At 48.7% G+C, this 16,698-nt stretch carries 14 protein-coding genes and 1 pseudogene; 9 read left to right on the top strand and 6 right to left on the bottom strand.

The genetic code is table 11. The features are described from left to right. Positions 1-217: 217 nt before the first annotated feature. The 6 genes and pseudogenes from N24_RS08200 to N24_RS08185 all read left to right on the top strand — a co-directional run. Positions 218-1,084 (top strand): annotated as a pseudogene (locus N24_RS08200) (ISL3 family transposase); the annotation flags it as partial. A gap of 135 nt (positions 1,085-1,219) precedes the next feature. Then, positions 1,220-1,675: a helix-turn-helix domain-containing protein gene (locus tag N24_RS16715; protein ID WP_408607591.1), complete on the top strand. Its 456-nt coding sequence runs from the start codon at positions 1,220-1,222 to the stop codon at positions 1,673-1,675. Between the two features lie 358 nt (positions 1,676-2,033). Next, positions 2,034-2,351, top strand: a complete 318-nt coding sequence (locus tag N24_RS16710; protein ID WP_408607603.1) for a DUF6355 family natural product biosynthesis protein — start codon at positions 2,034-2,036, stop codon at positions 2,349-2,351. 282 nt (positions 2,352-2,633) lie between these two features. After that, a complete protein-coding gene (murJ, locus tag N24_RS08195; RefSeq protein ID WP_096455948.1) occupies positions 2,634-5,264 on the top strand; it encodes a murein biosynthesis integral membrane protein MurJ in 2,631 nt (876 codons plus the stop codon). A 249-nt stretch (positions 5,265-5,513) separates the two neighbouring features. After that, positions 5,514-6,605: a sensor histidine kinase gene (locus N24_RS08190; RefSeq protein WP_096455946.1), complete on the top strand. Its 1,092-nt coding sequence runs from the start codon at positions 5,514-5,516 to the stop codon at positions 6,603-6,605. A gap of 106 nt (positions 6,606-6,711) precedes the next feature. Further along, a complete protein-coding gene (locus N24_RS08185) occupies positions 6,712-7,389 on the top strand; it encodes a response regulator transcription factor (RefSeq protein ID WP_096455944.1) in 678 nt (225 codons plus the stop codon). Positions 7,390-7,757: 368 nt separating this feature from the next. Here the strand turns inward: N24_RS08185 and N24_RS08180 are convergent, their stop codons facing one another. Genes N24_RS08180 through N24_RS08170 form a run of 3 tightly spaced genes read right to left on the bottom strand, consistent with a single transcriptional unit; the run spans position 7,758 to position 10,886 of the window. Then, on the bottom strand, positions 7,758-8,873 hold the full coding sequence (locus N24_RS08180; protein ID WP_096455942.1) for a quinone-dependent dihydroorotate dehydrogenase: 1,116 nt from the start codon (positions 8,871-8,873) through the stop codon (positions 7,758-7,760). A gap of 11 nt (positions 8,874-8,884) precedes the next feature. Continuing rightward, the gene (locus N24_RS08175) at positions 8,885-9,904 is read right to left on the bottom strand and encodes a YncE family protein (RefSeq protein ID WP_231910939.1); all 1,020 of its coding nucleotides are present in this window, start codon (positions 9,902-9,904) and stop codon (positions 8,885-8,887) included. A gap of 43 nt (positions 9,905-9,947) precedes the next feature. Then, positions 9,948-10,886, bottom strand: coding sequence for an aldo/keto reductase (locus N24_RS08170; protein WP_167382174.1), 939 nt, complete (start codon positions 10,884-10,886; stop codon positions 9,948-9,950). A gap of 55 nt (positions 10,887-10,941) precedes the next feature. On the opposite strand from N24_RS08170, the gene N24_RS08165 reads away from it, so the two are divergent. The 3 genes from N24_RS08165 to N24_RS08155 all read left to right on the top strand — a co-directional run bounded on the left by N24_RS08165 (position 10,942) and on the right by N24_RS08155 (position 14,259). After that, positions 10,942-11,823, top strand: a complete 882-nt coding sequence (locus N24_RS08165; protein WP_096455938.1) for an undecaprenyl-diphosphate phosphatase — start codon at positions 10,942-10,944, stop codon at positions 11,821-11,823. Positions 11,824-12,591: 768 nt separating this feature from the next. After that, positions 12,592-13,854: a cysteine--1-D-myo-inosityl 2-amino-2-deoxy-alpha-D-glucopyranoside ligase gene (mshC, locus tag N24_RS08160; RefSeq protein WP_096455936.1), complete on the top strand. Its 1,263-nt coding sequence runs from the start codon at positions 12,592-12,594 to the stop codon at positions 13,852-13,854. A gap of 24 nt (positions 13,855-13,878) precedes the next feature. After that, entirely contained in the window at positions 13,879-14,259 is a 381-nt protein-coding gene (locus N24_RS08155; protein ID WP_096455934.1) for a hypothetical protein, read from the top strand. A gap of 169 nt (positions 14,260-14,428) precedes the next feature. On the opposite strand, the gene N24_RS08150 is transcribed toward N24_RS08155, so the two are convergent. The 3 genes from N24_RS08150 to arsB form a co-directional block, all read right to left on the bottom strand. Then, a complete protein-coding gene (locus tag N24_RS08150) occupies positions 14,429-15,070 on the bottom strand; it encodes an arsenate reductase ArsC (protein ID WP_096455932.1) in 642 nt (213 codons plus the stop codon). Between the two features lie 75 nt (positions 15,071-15,145). Next, positions 15,146-15,568, bottom strand: a complete 423-nt coding sequence (locus N24_RS08145; RefSeq protein ID WP_096455930.1) for an arsenate-mycothiol transferase ArsC — start codon at positions 15,566-15,568, stop codon at positions 15,146-15,148. Between the two features lie 16 nt (positions 15,569-15,584). Further along, complete coding sequence (arsB, locus tag N24_RS08140) at positions 15,585-16,697, bottom strand: ACR3 family arsenite efflux transporter (protein ID WP_167382066.1); 1,113 nt, start codon at positions 16,695-16,697, stop codon at positions 15,585-15,587. Position 16,698 lies beyond the last annotated feature (1 nt).

Raw genomic sequence — 16,698 nt, 5'->3', positions numbered from 1 at the left:
TCGAAGCCCGTTCCACCGAATCAGCAGTTGGGTAAAAGTGGCGGTCATAGATGAAAAGTATATGTTCTTAACCGGCCCGGTTTTGGGGTACATCACAGAACCCGGGCTAGCGGTGTGTCACAGAAAATAAACGAGCCTTTTGTCGGGGTTAAGGTTTAGGTATCGAATCCAACCACACACCAACAAAAGGCTCTACCCGTGGTAGTCTACCGGCAACATCATCGCTGACACCATCTCCCCGCAGCGGAACTAGGACTCACCATCACCGGCGCTTGCGATGCAGGTGATTACACCCTGATCGAAGCAGACGCACTCGATTACACCAGCACCTGCCCAGAATGCTCTACACCAGGGGTGTTTCGTAATCATGTCCACCGGATGCTCATTGATTTACCCATCGTCGGGTTTCCCACCAAACTACGTATCCGACTACCTCGCTACCGCTGCACCAACCCGAAGTGTAAGCAAAAGTATTTCCAAGCAGAACTAAGCTGCGCCGACCACGGTAAAAAAGTCACCCACCGGGTTACCCGCTGGATTTTACAACGCCTAGCCATCTACCGGATGAGTGTCCACGCAACATTAAAAGCACTAGGAATTGGGTGGGATTTAACCTGCCAACTAGCCCTCGATATGTGCCGTGAACTGGTCTATAACGACCCACACCATCTTGATGGGGCGTATGTCATCGGGGTGGACGAGCATAAATGGTCGCACAATAGGGCTAAGCATGGTGATGGGTTTGTCACCGTCATTGTCGATATGACCGGCCACCGGCATAACTCACGGTGTCCTGCCCGGCTATTAGATGTCGTCCCAGGTAGAAGTGCTAATGCGCTACGGTCCTGGCTTGCCGACCGGGGTGAAAAGTTTCGCAATCAGATTCGTATCGTGTCTATGGATGGGTTCCAAGGCTATGCCACGGATAGTCAAAGAATTGATTCTTTCTGCTCGTCGCGTGATGGATCCATTCCATGTGGTGCGGCTTCCTGGTGATAAGCTCACCGCCTGCCGGCAACGCTTACAGCGGGAGAAATACCAACGTAGTGGTTTCAGCCAGGATCCGTTGTATAAAAACCGAAGAGCCTCTTAACCGGGGAGGGCTGTCCTAGTGCCTGCTTTTTGTGAGCAGATTGGATTTACGGGGTGGTCTGATGGGGCAGGAGTCAGCCGAGGTCATAGTATCACTAGGATCACCACGGTTCGTATGTGAAGGGCCTTGTCAGGTGATGGATGCGACACCTTCTTCCTAAAGGAGTGTCCACCAATAACCAGCAGAGAACAACCCACAACCCAGGAGGCGGTCCGCCGAATAGCCGACGGGCAGCGAGTAAAAGACGTAGCAGTAGATCTTGGGATCCACCCATCAACGATCTACCTAGCTCTGAAACGCCACGGTGTACCGGTTGGTAAAAACGCACCCCACCGGGTATTAAACCCACAAACCAATCGCCACGTCCCCAACCCCACGGAACGCCCTGCCACGAAAGAAGCCGTTACTCGGGTGCAACGTGGTGAACGAGTGGTTACTGTTGCAAAAAAGTTACCCTGGTGGTTTTGTCACCTGATTGGTGGCAGTAGAAGCATTATAGGGAACAACAATCCGAGGGATGCCACCGGAAGTAGTCAAAGGCTTACTGACGGGCGTAGAGCCAGGACAGCATCTGCTCGTTAAACCAGCCGCTGACGTGTACAGCATCCCGGAAGTTGAGAGGGCGGCAACAAAAATACTGACTTTTGTGCCTTCCTGGAAGGATCTATCACGGACATGTTTCACCTCTCCAGTCGACTTCCCGGGGCTCCACCAAGCACGTGATTTACAACGGTCGAGAGATTGTGCTCATTGACGTAACCATGAGAGAGGATGAGCCCGTGACTATTAAGCACAGACAACGGATGAGCTTCAGAAATCTTGCGCAAAACACCAAGTTAGGGTGCACTTAAGTATACGAGATGACCTCCCCAGATGACTCACATAGTGTTCAAGTCGATTGAGAAATTCAATCGATGTTACCTATTTGAGAGGCATAATTGTGAGAAAATTTTCCGTATCAGTGCTCACTGCAATCGTTGCATTTACTGGCTTTTCAGCCTTGGCGCCTTCGGCAAGTGCTCAAGAACAGTGCGGCTACTACCTGATCCAAGAAGGACTTGACCCCTTCGGAAACTCAAAATCGACCAGTTACTACAAACACTGTGGAAGCGGAAATGTGAAGATTCAAGTTGATGGAAACTTTGCGTATCCTTCACGGACAATGTGCGTAGGACCAGGAATTACACGACTTAACGTCAACTTGTCAGGATTTGGAAACGCCGTCGTGAAAAACGCCTACTATATTGGCGGATGTTAGCTGCCAAATCAGCGCGGCAACTAATCACAATACAGAATTCACATCAATGATTTATGCAGGTCAATACTGGCTTAAATCATTGATGTTTTCCGCTATTCTCGCCATTCTTCTATGTACACTATTGAATCTAGTATGTATTTATCCTCTATCTTTGATAGCTTAATCCGTTAGTCCAGAACACCCCTTGGGAATACCTATACACCCTTATGTGTGGTGAGGTGAACGTCCACTGCGTTGAAATCTTAATCCCGCACAATAGCATGAGCTGTAGATTGGCTTTTTATGATTGAACGACCTATTGCCGATAATTCACAACTGAAGAAAGGAGTCGGAAGACAAAAACCAGTTGATTTAAGGTCTCGTTTTAAAACGCCTCATCCTCCAGCGCCGGTTCCTATTCATCTGGAAAGAATAGAGCTAAATTATCAGGATGGTAGCGACTACTCTTCGTTGCGGTTAACACCTGAGTATTCTGATGAACATAAACCTTTAGAGAACAATGACATTGTAGAAATGTCAGATTCTGATGTCATTCGCGCCAGTGGTTCGATGGCACTAGCAACAGTCTTTAGTCGCATTACCGGGTTTTTACGAACTGTCGTCATGGGGGCAGTTTTGGGGCCAGCGATTGGTTCGGCGTTCAATGCGGCAAACACTCTCCCAAACTTAATCACTGAAATAGTACTCGGGGCCGTTCTCACATCTTTGGTTGTTCCGGTGTTGGTTCGCGCAGAGAAGGAAGATCCTGATCATGGTGCTGCATTTATTAGGAGGCTACTCACCCTAAGTGTTTCTGTGCTGATCGGAGTAACAATCCTGGCAGTCATCATGGCACCACTTTTGACGCGAATTCTGTTGAAAGACGATGGCGAAGTCAATATTACGATGGCCGTCAGTTTTGCATATCTTTTGCTACCTCAGATTTTCTTTTACGGCCTGTTCGCACTTTTAGTCGCAGTACTTAATGTCCGAGGAGTCTTTGCTCCTGGAGCATGGGCTCCTGTCGCAAATAACATCATTACATTGATTGTTTTTGGAATCTACTGGTTTGCGCCACTTAGCTTAGATAAAGCAGACCAAGTGGGAGTGTTAAACCCGAGCGTTCTTCTTCTAGGGGTAGGAACAACACTTGGTGTCATCGCCCAATCAGCAATTACGATTCGATATCTGCGACGTTCCGGCATTGATGTCAGGCCGCTATGGGGGTTAGACGCTAGATTAAAACAATTCGGTAATATGGGTTTAGCCATCATCGTCTACGTGGCTATTTCGCAACTAGGATATGTCATCACAACGCGAATCGCTTCGGAGGTGGACAATGCCGCGTTAATCATCTACCAGCAGCATTGGCAACTACTCCAAATGCCCTATGGCATTATTGGCGTAGCACTATTGACAGCGATTATGCCAAGACTCGCAAGAAAAGCGGCTGATAATAATCATGAAGGCGTTATAAGCGACCTTTCAACAGCAACGAGATTGATCCTGATGGCATTAATCCCCATCGTCATTTTCATAACTGTTTTCGGCGTCCCAATCGCTCAAGGTCTATTCTCCTACGGACGCTTTGATACCCATACTGCCGATATTCTTGGCATGACACTTAGCTTTTCCAGTTTTACCCTCATTCCTTACGCACTCGTACTTCTTCATCTACGTGTTTTCTATGCCCGCGAAGAAGCTTGGACACCTACTCTAGTTATCACAGGTATCACACTATCTAAGATCGCACTATCCCTATCAGCGCCTTTGATCTCCCCATCTCTAGATCGTGTTGTAGTACTTTTGGGAATCGCTAATGGACTGAGTTTTCTCATAGGTGCCGTAATAGGAATTTGTCTATTACGGCAGAAATTCGGTCGTCTAGGTTTACGTTCAATACTAAAGACGTCGTTTTGGGCACTGCTCGCAAGTACTGGTGGGATATTGGTTGCCTGGAGCATCACATACGGTGTGGAAGAGTTTGCTGAAGCCATTATCACTAGTCTCGGAAGCATTGGTCAACTACTCAAAACCGCGCTTGCCGGTGCTATTTTTATACCTGTCACACTCTTGATCATGGCTCGTTCTGGTCTCCAGGAAGCTCGTAGCATCATAGATCGAATACCTGGTTTGCGTAAGAAAAAACGAGACTTCATCATCTCTACATCGCAGATTCAGACTTCTTCGGAATTTAGTGAGACGCCTGTTCTGCTGCCAATGCATCTTGGTGTTGTGGACGAACCCATGATTCCAGGGTCTTTGGTCGTTCAAGGTCGTTTTCGGCTTCTTTCCATGGAGGGAGGTACTTTGAGAACAACATTTTGGAGAGCCCGCCAGCAAGACAACGACAAAACCGTCTCGTTAGTGTTCATCGATGGATTAACAAGGTCTGCTGAAACGTCTCAAGAAGCTATTGCGCAGGTTCGTTCGAGAACATTATCGATCAATACACTTAACAGCGGATCTTTTCCACCAAAAATTACGGTGGAGCCGTATGGCTCAGGCCTGGTGGTTGTTTCAGATTGGGTTTCTGGAACCGCCCTTAAGAAGATTTCTCCGACATCCGCTCATCCCCTTGCTGTAGCACGTGCATTTGTAGATTTTGCTCAAGCGATGGCCCAAGCACATGAATCAGGAATTATCATTGGTCTCACCAACCAATCACAAATTCGAATTAATTCGAAAGGAAAAGCAGTACTGGCTTTTCCAGCTGTCTTGCAAGATGCCTCAGCCGAACGTGATGTGTATTCATTACTACACAGTCTTATCTCGTTAAGTGGTACCACTTCGAAAAGCCAGGAAGCTCAGTCATTAGCTGTTCTAGTATCCGATCTCTACGAGGACTTCTTGCAGGAGTCACACCAGCCATCAAACATTTTAAGTCAGATGGTTCAAAAGCTCATGCAATTCGAAGATAAGTTCGTTCATTAGCACACTTACCCTCTAGACCAGTTATAACGAAACTAGCTGATAGATCAACGCAGGTGGATTAGTGACACACTCAAATCAACTAGATTCCTCCAGTAAAATCTCTTGTCGCGATAGTGATTTCGCGGTCTTGACCTGCGAAATGCACTAAAGTACCCCCTAGGTCAGGGGCAGGAGATTTCACTCTTCCCAGCGAATTGCTAACTTTGCTAGGAAGTTAACATTCATCAGACATTCTCGGAGACGTACACAGTGAAAATCACCTATCCCAAAGAGTTTTTAGCGGGTGCAATTGTCGTTGCTGTGTCACTGATAATTTTTAGTCCTGTTCAGCTTGGTGATCTGCTTCTTCAATGTACTTTTTATTCAATCCTATTCTTTATCAGAAGCACTCCGGTAGGAGTCATCTTCCCAATTATCGCGGCCTTGCTAATGTGGCAGACCGGCGTATCAAACCACTCATTGCTGAGCGCGGTAATTGTCTATATCAGTGTTGAGTACGCCAGTTCCATCCGACGATATGGGGTAGCCATAACCATCGGTATAGGATGGCTCATTTTTGGCTACATCGTGAGCCGAGATTTTTCACCACAGCTTGATGACCTTCCTGGCATCCTCTTTGAGATACTCTGTCTCGTCGCTGCTACAGTCATCGGGAGGAATCGTTCCCTATCGCACAACAAGCTACTCAGAGAAAAAGAAAGACAAGCACAGGAGCTTCTCGAATTAAATGCTGATATGGCCAATTATCTTCATGACAATCTAGCAAGAAATATAACCACGATTGCCACATATGCTGACTTGGCTAGAAAAGACTCTACCCAACCTGCGATCCACGAAAAACTTGATCTAATTACAGAACACAGCAGATTCGCAATTTACGATCTCCGCAACCTTCTACATCATTTGGGAACTCAATCACAGTTCACCAAGAAATCGAGTCTTGGATCATGGGAGCACTGCAGCGTTATTTCTGCGGTTTCCAATGCTGTCAAGGTAGCCCAATCAATTGGTTACAAAACTACGTATCCGAACATAGATCACGACTTTCAGTTCACCGATGCCGTTGAACTGGCCTTTAGTCTTTCAATGAAAGAACTGACAACCAACTTTGTTAAACATGCACCACCACACTCTCATCTTGATATTTCAATAGAAGAATCTAACGTAGCTTTCTCCATTGCTATAGCCAATGATCTAAGAAGCGAGATTGATAGTCAGGACCTCAATAGATCAGGGATGGGATTAAAAAGTATCACGAAAAGAATGGAGGAAATTGGTGGCAAAGCAACGTTCGAGATAAATCAAGCCCGTTGGAATGCAATTCTCACTATCCCAAAATAGAACACTTAGGAGTAAAAAATGCACCTATTAAGCGACATCATTTCATTTGCAAGTCAGTTTATTCTTTGTGAGAATATCCCCAGTCTGCCTTACTGTCGGAAATAATATGAGAAAGCACAAAACTACTATCAAAATTTTGATAGTCGATGATGACAGAAACTATAAGACTGCCTTGCTCTCCTTTTTTGAGAAAGAAGATGACATCGACGTTGTGGCTACAGCCGCCAATGGATTAGAGGCTTTGAATCTCTTAAAGTATACATCTGTGGATGTGGTGTTAAGTGACATACGAATGCCTTTCCTAGATGGAATAGAACTCTCACGACAACTAAAAAGGGATAATTTCCAAGGCAAAATCATTGCGCTGACTACCTTCAACGATGACCATACAATGTTAGAAATGCTCCATAATGGTGCGTTTGGGTTCGTCTTGAAAAGTTCCTCATCAGAACAAATTATTGCTGCTGTTCGCGCCGCTGCTAGTGATGGCACTACTATTTCTCCAGAAGCAGCTACAGCGCTACGAAAATATATAGATAACTTCGAGGACGTTCAACTCGACGCACTGCCATACCGCGATCGCCAAGTTCTAACTCTTCTACATATGGGAAAAACCAATGAGGAGATCGCGCAAGACCTAAATATTGCCCAAACCACAACGAAGAAATCAGTGACTAGACTGATGCAACGATTCAACGTAAGTAATCGTTTGAAGTTAGTTATCATATCGCGGAGAAAGTTAGGGGATCTACACCAAACCGGAGGAAACGATACTCTCGTGTGAGCCAACCTCGATTAAATCAATTGATTCTTCCTCACTACTAAGGACGAGGGCTTTTGAAAACACAGCTTGATGACCTTCCTGGCACCGGGTCCGACCCCTGGAAAGTAGACGCAGAAGTCAGGCCCATTCACCTTAATAGTATTTGACTACGGCACTAGGTTGTTTCCGTTTGCTTTATCTATGGATGAATCGTAAACCGTAGAACCGAAAACTGCTGAGTGCCTCTCATCGAAAACACTCTGCGGTATGTGGGCTGTGCATATTGACTGGTCAGAGGCTTCCAAAACCGGCAAAGAATTCAAGATCTCGGCAGGCCAGTCTGTTCGCTGCTAAGACTCAAGTAGAGACTTAAAAACGGTTTGATCTGTTTAGTTCTTCCACTCCAGGCCACTGCCCACAGCGTCAGCGATGTTGCGCAGACCGTGAGCTTTCAGCTGCTTGGCGATACCTAGGTGGATATCCCTGATCCAATCGGGACCACCATAGATGAAGGGGGTGTAACCCTGGAGCAAAGTTGCGCCGGAGGTGATGCGTTCCCACGCTTGCTCGGGGGTGCTGATGCCACCGACAGAGATCAATACCAACTCTTTACCCACACGTGCGTAGAGGCGCTTGAGTACTTCCAAGGATCGTGCGGCTACTGGAGCACCGGAGATTCCACCGGCACCCATGGCTTCAACTTCACTTGCAGGCGTGTTGAGGCCTTCGCGGGAAATGGTGGTGTTGGTGGCCACGATTCCAGCAAGGTTGAGCTCTACCGCGAGGTCAGCCACAGCATCGATATCTTCATCCGAGAGATCTGGTGCAATTTTCACCAAAACTGGGACGGTGGTGGATTCCTGGACAGCAGCAAGGATTGGTCGCAAAGATTCCACGGCCTGCAAGTCGCGTAGACCCGGTGTGTTTGGGGAGGACACGTTGACAACCAGGTAATCAGCAAGATCACCTAACAAAGATGCAGAACGGCGGTAGTCATCAACGGCATGTTCAGCGGGAACCACTTTGGTTTTACCGATGTTGATGCCAATGACATCAGAGGATTTCCGGTTCCGCAGGTTGCCTGCCACCTCTGCAGCGCCAAGGTTGTTGAATCCCATGCGGTTCAAAATTGCCTTATCGGCAGGCAGACGGAAAAGGCGAGGAGTTGGGTTTCCAGGCTGTGGTGATGCGGTTACGGTGCCTAGCTCGGCGTATCCAAAGCCAACAGCTCCCCAGGCATCAGCCATCGAGGCATTTTTATCAAAACCTGCAGCTAATCCAAGAGGGCGTGGGAAAGTAACCCCAAACACTTCTTGCGACAGGGAATCATCATGGACTGCGATTACTTTTTGCATGGTGCGGTTAAGCGGTGCGACGCCGTCAACAACTCCGAGTGCTTTGTTCATCAGCCCGTGGATGCGTTCGGGGCGCAAAGTGAACATTACTTTGAGGCTTGCATCGTAGACGTTTTGACGCAGCTTACGGGCGGGAGATTGCTTGCTCATGTTTCTTCTCTCTAGGATGCTGGGTTGTCGATAATTTGGATGCCGTTGCCGGTTGCAGAAGCAACGACGAGGGTGGAATCGCTGAGTACCACGAGGTTTTGGGCGTCGGCGATGGTGTTGAGTCGCTGTTGTTCCTCCGGCACGCCCTCGGAGATTTTGTATCCAACCAGGGTGTTTTCACTCAAAGAAGTAATCCATGCCAGTGCATTGCTGGAATCCCAGGCAACACCCCATGGGTTGTCATCGGTGGGTGCGGTCATTTGGAGGCGGATGACATCGTCGGCGTTGTAGATGGCAATCTGACCACCCAGTGCATCAGAGACCACCAGCAGGCCGTCCTCGCCGCCGGCCATTTGGCCCACGCCAAGCCCAACGCGCAAAGTCGCGCCTTCACGATCATTGGGGTAGTCCACATCTTGGATCGTGGTGTTGTCATTCCAGGTGCGTACAACCGCATCATGGCGATCAATTACTGGAACCGCAATGAGCTGCGTGTTCGGCGCAGCTACAGAAAACGTTTCAGGATCTTCGCCGTCGCGGTAAATAGTAAGTTCTTCATCTTCGTCGTTGCCCACCAGCAATTGATTATCGCTAGTCAAGGCTGCTACTGTGACTGGCTTCTCGGTGGCGTGCAACTGATCCAAATCCGGATCCTTGGCGTCAATCAAATAAACACCATCACCGCAGGGCAGCACGAAAGTGCCGCCGGTTGCGGTCAGATCCCCGCATTGCTTATCGACGCCCAGTTCCACCTGGCTTCCCGCCTCGAAGTCCGAGACAGTACCAATAGCAAGGGAGTCTTCAGTGCGCACACCGAGGATGTCACCATCAGCTACTTCCATGTCAGTGATATTGCCAAACTCAATGACCTGACCATCGGGATTGTTTGCTGCAGGAGAGACCGCAGGAGTGGCCTTGCCCATATCTGGGGAATCCGTAACCCCTTGCGTACATGCACTTAAAAGAAGTGCAGTTGAGGCCACCAAAGCTGTGGCAGGAAGCAAACGGGACATACGGGATCGACGGCGCATATTCACAAGGCTTCAGATTACCAGTGAATGCACCTAGACCAACTCACAGGGAGACATCATCTAAAGCTTGAGTAATTGGTGTTGGCAAGATCACTGATTCTGCCTCAAGAAGATGCGACAGTTGCTCATGGGTGCGGGCACCGACGATAACTGCAGTAACCCCAGGACGATCGCGCACCCAGGTGGTGGCTGTGACAGCAGGGCTAATCCCTAAACCATTGGCTGCAGTATCCAGTGCATCGACGATAGTGCGGGCACGATTGTCCAAATAGCTTTGGACTTCCGCATCACGACCTGTGGAAGCAGCCCTGGAATCTTGAGGAATCTCCGAGCGGTATTTAGCAGTCAAAACACCTTGCCCCAATGGTGCACCCGCAAAAAAGCCCACGCCCAAATGCTGCGTGGCCGGAAGAAGTTCTTGCTCCGCGCGACGTTCCAGCAGGCTGTATTCATTCTGCGCGACCACCACCGGACGTGCAGAGGCAGCTGCATGATTGGATGCAGCATGAGTAACTGCCAACTGCCACCCAGAATAACCACGCACACCCGCATACCGAACACGGCCGGTGCGCACGGCATAATCCAACGTATCGGCAACCTCATGTGGGGGAGTACCTTCATCCCAATAGCCCACAGACCACAAATCCAAATAATCGGTGTTCAGCGCTTTGAGGGTGACATCTAATTGCGCAATCAAATTCCGACGAGAACAATCCACCCGACGGCCCAAAGGCAGCGCGGGATTCACACCAGCACTGGAAGAGATAACAACAGCCGACCGGGAGAATTGCCCATCTAACAACGTGCCGAGCATTTCTTCGGCAACGCCGGTGGTGTAGTTGGGGGAGACGTCGATAAGCGTGCCACCGGCATTAATAAAAGCCTTAAAAATATCGCCTGCCTCAGCCAGCTCGGTGCCCGAGCCCCATGTTGAGGTGCCCAAACCAAGCCTGGACACCCGCAAACCACTTGAACCGACCATTCGCTGTTTCACGCCCACCACACTACTGAGGTTGCAAAGTAGTACGGTAGATCGGGTGAATGAAGAGATATCCCTCCTAGCCGCAGCAACAGAACCTGCTGCCACCGAAAGTATTGGCTGGGTACAAACCATTGTGCTCTCCATTGTTCAAGGCCTCACAGAATTCCTGCCCATCAGCTCTAGTGGACACCTTAGAATCATCTCCGAGCTGTTCTGGGGTGCCGATGCCGGTGCATCTTTTACGGCAGTTGTTCAACTAGGTACCGAAGCCGCCGTGCTGGTGTTTTTTGCTAAAGAAATCTGGCAAATCATCACCGGCTGGTTCGCTGGCGTATTCAACAAAGAACGCCGCGGATTTGAATACCGCATGGGTTGGATGATTATCGTCGCCACCATCCCCGTGGTCATCTTGGGCGTGGTAGGCAAAGACCTCATCCGTGACGCACTGCGAAACATGTGGATCACCGCGACAGTGCTGATCCTGTTTTCACTGGTGTTCATCCTGGCGGAAAAAATGGGCAAAAAAGAACGCGACTACGACAAACTCACCATGAAAGACGCCATCATCATGGGACTTGCACAGTGCCTCGCACTCATCCCAGGCGTATCCCGCTCCGGCGGAACCATTTCAGCTGGTTTGTTCCTAGGCCTCAAACGTGAAGTAGCCACCAAGTTCTCCTTCCTGCTCGCCATCCCTGCAGTACTTGGTTCAGGTCTGTACTCCCTGCCCGATGCCTTTGCGCCAAGTTCCGGTCAAGCTGCCTCTGGTCTGCAACTCACAGTAGGTACCTTGGTGGCCTTTGTTGTTGGCTATATTTCCATTGCGTGGCTGATGAAATTCGTAGCAAACCACTCCTTCAGCTGGTTCGCCGCCTACCGAATCCCCGCAGGTCTGTTGGTCATGCTTCTTCTAGCGCTGGGACTGTTGAATCCATAAGCGTTGTGCTCTGGTTTGGAAATCCGCCGCGTTGAGTGGCGGATTTTTCTTTGGGTTTTGAGGTTGTTTTGGCTCTGGTTGAAGGTCATGTGTGTGGATTTGTGTGGATTTGTGTGGAGGAGACCGCTCGGGATTGCTTGAGGCTGTGTAAGTCACGGTGGAACTCGGTGTGACCGGGTGGGACCAAACCAGGAGACCCAGAAATTACGTTTTTGACGTTTGTGGGTCTCCTGGTTTGCTTTATCGCGCTCGATACCAAACTCAGAGACCCAGCATTTAAGATTTTGAAGATTCTGGGTCTCCTGGTTTGGTCGGGCTAGATTCCTGACCTCCAAGCCCAAAAGTCATACCTCCCCAGAAGCGCTTCTAAGAGGTTTTCGAAGCCTGGTTGATACAAATACTCATGTGGAAATCTCGAGGTCTTAAACAAGCCGTAAGCGCCTCGTGCTCTTTTAACCTGATTTGGCTCATTCTAGTGCGGAAAATTTTCCTCTTTGGAAGCGTAAATCCTGCAGGAGTACTTGTTGTCTGGACACCGATTGAAATCTGATCCCGTAAACGATCTAAACAACAGTTGGGGGAGAGTTTGGCACTAGTTGGGAATAGCTTCCTAGGGCTTCGGGTTGAAGTCCGAGGTGACATTTAAAATTTCATAGGTTGTTGAAACGTGTATTCATCCGCAGTCGTATTTGCCACCTCAATTAAACGTTAAGGCGGACAATTAGCTTGTCGCGGAAATAATTACGGAAAGAAGATAGAGTAAAACCCATGCATTCTTGGCCTACCCCTGAAATACCTGCTCTGGCTGGCACCCCAGTGCCTTTGGAACTATTCGACACTGCAGATCAGGAAGTGCGCCTGGTTGAAACTCCACCAAGTGGCTCCGATGTACCAGTTGGAATGTATGTGTGTGGCATTACTCCGTACGATTCCACACACTTGGGGCATGCGGCGACATACCTTGCTTTTGATCTGATTTACCGCATTCTTCTGGACAATGATCACGATGTTCATTACGTACAGAACATCACTGACGTGGATGATCCTTTGTTTGAGCGCGCCGCTCGCGATGGCGTTGACTGGCGCGAATTAGGCACCAGCCAGATCAATTTATTCCGCAGCGACATGGAAGCATTGAGTATCATCCCGCCGAAGGACTACATCGGTGCGATCGAGTCCATCGATGAAGTAATTGAGATGGTAAAAACGCTTCTCGACGAGGGAGCCGCCTACATCGTGGATGACCCCGAATACCCAGATGTGTATGCATCAATCAACGCCACCGATAAATTTGGTTATGAATCAAATTATGATGCAGCCACGATGGCGGAATTTTTCGCAGAACGCGGTGGCGACCCAGAACGCCCCGGTAAGAAAAACCCCATGGATGCTCTCCTCTGGCGTGCAGCCCGTGAGGGTGAACCAAGTTGGGAATCACCATTTGGCCCTGGTCGCCCTGGTTGGCACATTGAGTGTTCAGCAATTGCTACCAACCGTTTGGGCCACACTTTTGACATCCAAGGTGGTGGCTCCGATCTAATCTTCCCTCACCATGAGTTTTCCGCAGCACATGCTGAAGCCGCACACGGTGTGGAACGAATGGCAAAGCACTATGTCCATGCAGGAATGATCTCCCAAGATGGCGTAAAAATGTCCAAATCACTGGGTAACCTGGAATTCGTATCAAGGCTTACTGCCGCAGGGCATGAGCCCGGCGCGATTCGACTAGGTGTATTTGCCAATCATTACCGGGGAAACCGTGATTGGAATGCTGAAAGCTTAAGCACTGCAGAAAATCGTCTTGCTACTTGGCGGGACGCTGCACGGCATGCCACCAATAGGGAAGAGGCAATCGCGGTGGTCGATCAGCTTCGAAAGCACCTTTCGGCTGACTTAGATACCCCTGGTGTACTGGCAGCGATCGATGCTTGGGCAGCAGGTATCGACACCTCGACCCCGGCCACGGAGTTCACGGAGGTAGGAAACATCGTGGTTGCAGCCATTGATGCACTGCTGGGCGTGCAGCTCTAGAGGATTTCAGGAACAATACATCTTATGACCATTCGCACCACGTTCCAGCCTTCCGTCGATGAATTCATCTCCACGCTTGAAGAGTTTGCTACAGGCTCATACCTCAAAGAGGATGAAAAGGAATTTTGGGATGAACCTTTTGATATCAAAGCCTTGCCAGAGCTTCGTTCCATTTTGGAAAAGTACCTAGATTCACTCGACAAGATCGGTGATTCACCTGATTTGGAAGCGGTTAACGCTGCTGCTCAGAGCACCCTTGATGAGCTTGAGAAATTCAATACTAAGTATCACGGTGCAGTTGTTGAGCCTGAAGAAAAAGAGGAAATCTCACAACTGATGTTTGATGCTGCAAAGCAAACCGGTGCTGATGATCTATCAGTTGAAGCATTTCCTGAGTTTGAGTAAAGCTCAATGGAGTTTTTAAGCGCCATTCCGGTCGAGGCTGGGGTGGCGCTTTTGTTGGAGAATTCACTTTCTGCTTAACCAACTAGCAATCGAGCCTCGCATAGTTTCCCTATGTGAGGCTCGATAACGGTTTAAGTAGAGCAGTGAAACTTATCAGGCTCCTGATTTCTTAATTTTGCGTTGCTTGGATACTCTTCCAAAGCTCGCGGATTCGACCATCAATTTCTTCAATTATTTCCTGTATCTTTTCTCTACCTTCATCAGACGGATCAGTGAGTTCCCAATCGAAATAGTGTTTTCCTGGATATATCGGACACACATCTCCACAGCCCATTGTGATGACATAGTCAGACGCGCGAACAACATCATCGGTTAGTGGCTTCGGAAAAGCAGCAGAAATGTTTACGCCTCGCTCTGACAAGATTTCCAAAACCAGTGGGTGAACCTCAGAAGTAGGTAAAGAACCGGCAGAACGTACCTCCACAGAACTTCCGGCGTAGTGAGACAACAAAGCTGAAGCAATCTGTGAACGACCTGCATTGTGAACGCAAACGAATAGGACCTGAGGCACAGGTGAAATGACCTTTTCTTCAGCTACCGCAAGCGCGTGTGGCCGGTCTTTAGCAAAACGCTCGGCCAGAATTGGCAGGTGGGTACGAATTTTTGCTGTCCGTGCTAAGGACACATACGATTCAAAAACATAGCGGTTGATAGTTTCTGAAGAGAAAACTCCTTGATACGTCAGCGCCAGTTCATTTGCGATACGGTTCAAAATATTGGTGTGCAAGTTTGGGGCAGCCTGCTCGGTCATGATCTTCCTTTCGAAGATTTTGCGGAGAAACCAATAGATCTAGCGGTGTCGGAGATGGGAGAGATTAGAAAGCAACTACGCGTTTTGAGTTAGTTCAGCAATGAGGTTTTGAACTCGAGCATCAATATCATCTCGGACCAGTCTCATGCGCTCCATACCTTCGATTCCACGTTCGGACGGTTCGTCAGTTAACCAACGTTGTAATGTGCCATTCGCATTAATAGGCATTTCTAGCTGAGCTTCGGCGCCAAGAATGATAACGCGGTCTACTCGCCTGATTAAATCCAGGTCAATACCCTTAGGAAATCCTTGAGACATATCAGCTCCAACTTCAGCAATGGACTCAAGGGACTGTTGATTTAGCTTCGTACCTGGTTTGGTGCCCGCTGAATGAACTTCAAGAGCATCTCCGGCATGTTTTTTAGCCAACGCTGCGGCCATTTGTGATTTTCCTCCGTTGCCGACGCAAACGAAGAGGACGGAAGGTTGATCAATCATGAGATTGTTTCCTTTGCTATGAGTTGATGATTTGGCTGTTAGGGCGAGTTGCTGGTGGCAGTGTGGGGTCATTCGGGAATAGTTTGGGGCCCAGCCACAGCATGGTGTAGACCAAGGCGACAAGTACAGGAATTTCAATTAAGGGACCGATAGTTCCTGCCATAGCCTGTGCAGAAGTTGCGCCAAACGTTCCGATCGACACCGCAATCGCAAGTTCAAAATTGTTGCCAGCTGCAGTGAAAGAGACGGATGCAGACTTTGCATAGTTCATGCCAGATAGTTTTGACGCAATGAGTGAAATGAAAAACATTCCAACGAAATAGATAACCAATGGTATCGCGAGACGAACTACAGCCCATGGTTGAGAGACGATCTGATCCCCTTGCAATGAAAACAACAAGACGATCGTATAAAGCAGACCGATTAGTGCAAATGGAGAGATTGCCGGAAGGAACTTTTGTTCATACCACTCACGTCCCTTGATCTTTTCGCCAATAATTCGCGAGAAAACTCCAGCAAGTAGAGGTATTCCGAGGAACACCAAAACCGAAGTCACAATTGACCAGAAAGAGAATCGAGCGGTGGTAGTTGGTAATCCTAGCCAGGATGGTAAAACTTGCAGATAGAACCAGCCAAGTGCACCAAACATTGTGACTTGAAAAACTGAATTAATGGCTACGAGAACTGCTGTAGCCTCGCGGTCTCCACAGGATAAATCAGACCAAACCAAGACCATCGCAATACATCGTGCGAGTCCTACAATAATCAGGCCGGTTCGTAATTCCGGTTGGTCTGGGAGGAACAACCAAGCTAGCGCGAACATTAAGGCAGGACCCACCACCCAATTGAGAATGAGTGACACGCCCATCAAATGCTTATCAGTGGCAATTTGTTTAGTTTTGTCATACCGAACTTTGGCCAACGGTGGGTACATCATTACAAGGAGGCCTAAAGCGATTGGCAAGGAGATCCCTCCGACTTCCATTGCGCCTAGAAAGCCTGAGAGTTCCGAAACGCTCCGGCCTAAAAATAGCCCAAACGCCATCGCCAAAATAATCCAAAGTGGAATGTATTTATCAAGAAATGAGATTCGGGCTGGCTTGGCCCGCGTCTGAGTTGAGTTTGTCATG

The sequence above is a fragment of the Corynebacterium suranareeae genome (assembly GCF_002355155.1).
GTDB lineage: Bacteria > Actinomycetota > Actinomycetes > Mycobacteriales > Mycobacteriaceae > Corynebacterium > Corynebacterium suranareeae.
Note: the sequence above shows the minus strand (reverse complement) of the source record. Positions and strands in the feature narration are given on the sequence as shown.

What these genes read in the sequence shown, in the direction of transcription:
- murJ (WP_096455948.1), top strand. Translation starts at nt 2,634, where the DNA reads ATGATTGAACGACCTATTGCCGATAATTCACAACTGAAGAAAGGAGTC.
- N24_RS08185 (WP_096455944.1), top strand. Translation starts at nt 6,712, where the DNA reads ATGAGAAAGCACAAAACTACTATCAAAATTTTGATAGTCGATGATGAC.
- N24_RS08180 (WP_096455942.1), bottom strand. Translation starts at nt 8,873, where the DNA reads ATGAGCAAGCAATCTCCCGCCCGTAAGCTGCGTCAAAACGTCTACGAT.
- N24_RS08175 (WP_231910939.1), bottom strand. Translation starts at nt 9,904, where the DNA reads ATGCGCCGTCGATCCCGTATGTCCCGTTTGCTTCCTGCCACAGCTTTG.
- N24_RS08170 (WP_167382174.1), bottom strand. Translation starts at nt 10,886, where the DNA reads ATGGTCGGTTCAAGTGGTTTGCGGGTGTCCAGGCTTGGTTTGGGCACC.
- mshC (WP_096455936.1), top strand. Translation starts at nt 12,592, where the DNA reads ATGCATTCTTGGCCTACCCCTGAAATACCTGCTCTGGCTGGCACCCCA.
- N24_RS08155 (WP_096455934.1), top strand. Translation starts at nt 13,879, where the DNA reads ATGACCATTCGCACCACGTTCCAGCCTTCCGTCGATGAATTCATCTCC.
- N24_RS08150 (WP_096455932.1), bottom strand. Translation starts at nt 15,070, where the DNA reads ATGACCGAGCAGGCTGCCCCAAACTTGCACACCAATATTTTGAACCGT.
- N24_RS08145 (WP_096455930.1), bottom strand. Translation starts at nt 15,568, where the DNA reads ATGATTGATCAACCTTCCGTCCTCTTCGTTTGCGTCGGCAACGGAGGA.
- arsB (WP_167382066.1), bottom strand. Translation starts at nt 16,697, where the DNA reads ATGACAAACTCAACTCAGACGCGGGCCAAGCCAGCCCGAATCTCATTT.